The organism is Bradyrhizobium sp. (genome assembly GCF_017881085.1).
Lineage (GTDB): Bacteria > Pseudomonadota > Alphaproteobacteria > Rhizobiales > Xanthobacteraceae > Bradyrhizobium.
The window spans coordinates 1-3,574 of sequence record NZ_JADGRI010000432.1 but is presented as its reverse complement, the minus strand read 5'-3'; the positions used below and the strand labels follow the sequence as shown (position 1 = coordinate 3,574).

General features: G+C 60.6%; 3 protein-coding genes. All 3 read left to right on the top strand.

Annotated features, from left to right (window positions below; all coding sequences use genetic code 11):
* Positions 1-708 (top strand): acyl-CoA dehydrogenase (locus QZ213_RS26055; RefSeq protein ID WP_291688937.1); only part of this gene is annotated, 708 nt, incomplete at its 5' end.
* 961 nt (positions 709-1,669) lie between these two features.
* On the top strand, positions 1,670-2,284 hold the full coding sequence (locus QZ213_RS26050; RefSeq protein ID WP_291688936.1) for a TetR/AcrR family transcriptional regulator: 615 nt from the start codon (positions 1,670-1,672) through the stop codon (positions 2,282-2,284).
* A 70-nt stretch (positions 2,285-2,354) separates the two neighbouring features.
* Positions 2,355-3,215: an EamA family transporter gene (locus QZ213_RS26045; protein WP_291688935.1), complete on the top strand. Its 861-nt coding sequence runs from the start codon at positions 2,355-2,357 to the stop codon at positions 3,213-3,215.
* Positions 3,216-3,574 lie beyond the last annotated feature (359 nt).

The following is a 3,574-nucleotide window of genomic DNA, read 5'->3' as shown; positions in this document are numbered from 1 at the left end:
ACCGGCATGCATGTCGCGACCCATTGCGCGCTGTTCGCGCGCACCTCGGGCAATGACGGTGACGCGCGGGGCATCACCTGCTTCCTGGTGCCGGCCAAGACAAAGGGCGTGAAGGTCGAGGAATATATGTGGACCTTCAACATGCCGACCGATCATCCGCGCGTCAGCTTTACCGACGTATTCGTGCCGGAGGATGCGTTGTTCGGCGAGATCGGCCGCGGGCTGTCGCTGGCGCAATGTTTTGTGCATGAGAACCGCATCCGGCAGGCGGCGAGTTCGCTGGGAGCTGCGGTTTACTGCATCAACGAAAGCGTCAAATACGCCCGCGAGCGCAAGCCCTTCGGCAAGGCGCTGGCCGAGAACCAGGCGATCCAGTGGCCGCTGGTGGAACTGGCGACGCAAGCCGAGATGCTGCGGCTTTTGATCCGCAAGACCGCGTGGGAAATGGACCAGCTTACCCAGGCGCAGGTCGAGCACACGTTGTCCGACAAGGTTTCGATGTGCAATTTCTGGGCAAACCGGCTGTGTTGCGAGGCGGCCGACCGCGCCATGCAGGTCCATGGCGGCATGGGCTATTCGCGCCACAAGCCGTTCGAGCACATCTACCGCCACCACCGCCGCTACCGCATCACCGAAGGCAGCGAGGAAATCCAGAAGCGCAAGGTGGCGGGGTTCCTGTTCGGCTATATGGGGGCGGGGAAGCATTAAAGGGCGTCTCGCTCTTCAAACAGTAGATACACATGCGCGTTCTCGCGGCGGGAGACGCCCGAGGTTTGCGTTTCGTTGTCCCTCGAAAGAACGAGGGAGCAGGGAATGCCGGATGCGCGCTGCACCCGCGGTCCCGTGTGCAAAGGGTAAAAAGAAAATCGCACACGAGCATACAGGGCAGCGGAGGCGATCCGACATTCCCTGCGCAATGGCTTTACGACTTATATCGCGCTCTTCCCGGAGTATCGGGCTTTCTTGCCTCCGTCGCCTCCCGGAAACCGGCGCTTTGGCCCGGTTGGGCTCTTGCGCCTCCGAAAGACTTGACGCCAACCACTGAGGCATCGGAACCACACGACTTCGCCGTACGCCTCGGCACCGCTCGTCGGCACGTCCTGTGATCGCTCACGGAGTTTATCCCGCCCTGCGATCCCATCGCGCGCACGATGCCGCCGCGTCCACCGCATCCCGTCCCAGCGTTCGGTGACGATGGCCAACGCCCCTTCCTCGGGGACAGGATGGGAGGACTCCTGAAGGTGATTTGCGCGACGATGAAAGCGAAATTCTGCCCGTCGGGTTAATTTGTCGCAGCCGTCGGAGTCCGCACCGTGCCCGGGCGTGAAGGCAGGAACACCGAGGACTCCCTGCACCCCGGTTGCCAACGCGAAATGCCTGTTCAACCACAGCCGCGATTCCGCGAAAGCAGAGTATCCAGCAGTCGCCGGCGTCCGCGAACCTCCGGGTCTGGTTTGAGGACGAAATCGTCGCGTGGCAAGACGCGGTTGACGAGTGCAATCCGAACCGCGGCAGGGGTAAGGGCCGAGCCGTGCCTCAAGCTGAATACGGCTGACGAGCAACGTCCGCTTCTACGGGATAACGGAAGTCGGATTTTGGTCCCTACAGGACCGTTTTTGACCCAAAGCGGCCACTGGCAATTAAAGACCAATTGGTCTATATGTCAGCAATGAGCCACCAAACCCCAGTGCAGTTGCCCCGTGGCCGCCCCCGAAGTTTCGACACGGAAGCCGCTGTCGAGCGCGCGATGGGTGTGTTCTGGTCGCGCGGCTATCACGCGACGGCGCTACCGGACCTTCTTCGTGCGACGAAGCTCTCGCGTGGCAGCCTTTACGCCGCTTTCGGTGACAAGCACTCGCTCTTCTTGCGTGCGCTTGATCGCTACGTCGCCAATGCCCTGACACGGATGGATACCGAACTCGACCCCCGCAGAGAGCCGGTCGACGGCCTGCAGGCCTACCTTGCCGGCTACGTTGACCGCACGAGCGGTGCTAATGGTCGGCGCGGATGCCTGCTGGTGGCCACAGCCATGGAACTGGCTGGCCATGATGCTGAAGTTGATCGTCGCATCGGAAGCTTTTTCAAAGCCATGGAGGCTAGGGTGGCTGGTGCACTTTCCCGCGCGAAGGCGGCGGGCAAGTTGGCCGATGGTGTTGAGCCTTCAAGTGCCGCCCGAATTCTAGTCTGTTTCGTCGAGGGGCTGCGCGTGGTCGGTAAAACGGCACCGACACGGATCACGTCGCAAGCCACCGTTGACGCTCTTCTCGACCGCTTCATTAGGTAGACAACCCATGGACGCCTCCGCCGTTAGCGCGTCTATATCTAGACCAAATGGTCTTGAAAGGAAGGATACCATGTCTACCATCCAGATCGTCTGCGCGGTGGCCGTCCCCTTGCTCTGGGGTTATCAGTTCGTGGCCATCAAAGTGGGCGTTATGGAGTTTCCGCCTCTCTTCTTCCTCGCACTGCGCTTCCTGGCCATCGCGCTGCTGCTTATTCCGTTCGTCAAAAGGCCCACACCTCAACAGTTCGGCCCCGTCGCAGCCATTTCGGTTTTCCTTGGTGGACTAAACTTCGGGCTCTTCTATGTTGGCCTTGGGCTCGGCTCGGGAAGCATGTCGGCCGTCGCATATCAACTCGCCACGCCCTTCACCGTCCTGTTAGCCTGGCCGCTGCTCGCGGAGAGGCCGTCTCTAACTACGTCCGCCGGAGTGGTGCTTGCATTCGTCGGCGTGGTCGTATTGGCAGCGGGGCCTGGCCTGTCGGCAAACGTGCTTCCGCTGCTGCTCGTGGTCGGGGCAGCCTTCGCGTTCGCGGTGTCCAACGTCTTGACGAAGCGCCACGGCCCTTTTGACCCTTTGATGTTGATGGGGTGGTCGTCGCTGCTCACGGTGCCGCAGGTCATGTTGATGTCGTTGCTCCTTGAACACGGACAACTGGCGAGCCTTATCACGGCAGATGAACGCGGTTGGCTGGCACTCGCCTACACCATTTTCATCGGAGGAATTGTTGGGTTTGGCCTTTGGTTCTGGCTGATCGCCCGTTGCTCCATGGGCCGCGTCGCACCATTCGGCCTGCTGCTTCCGGTGTTCGCGTTGATTTCGAGCGTGTTGTTCCTTGGCGACCGTATGACCCCAAAGTTGATTGTCGGTGGGCTGCTCGCGATCTCCGGGGTCGCCATTACACAAGTAAGATCGCCCGCTCGACCAATTTGAACCTAGAAGTCGCGTCGTGGCGACTTCCGAGTTTGGCACTTTTGAGACATGCCCGCCTATCTTGAGAATGTCCGTTGATCGGAGCAGACCGGAAGTGGATGGTCGTCCGTCATACCGACGCGATTGACCCCGAGCAGACCTCTCATGGGGGCGAATCCATTTTGGGGCTATGTGATCATGGCGCCCTCTGTCAGCACCGGTCCGGCGACATCGGCGCGGTGCTGACAAGGCAAGATATTTTGACTAACCTTCAAGGCGGACCATCAAGACGGGGTAGGACAGGGCCCACGAGAGGAGATCGATGAGCACAGTAAAAAGCGCTCTGGCCCAGAAGAGTGGCGCCCTGATCCATGTTCGTT

Bases quoted from the DNA above. Each gene is read 5' to 3' on its own strand.
- QZ213_RS26050 (WP_291688936.1), top strand. From the start codon at position 1,670: ATGAGCCACCAAACCCCAGTGCAGTTGCCCCGTGGCCGCCCCCGAAGT.
- QZ213_RS26045 (WP_291688935.1), top strand. From the start codon at position 2,355: ATGTCTACCATCCAGATCGTCTGCGCGGTGGCCGTCCCCTTGCTCTGG.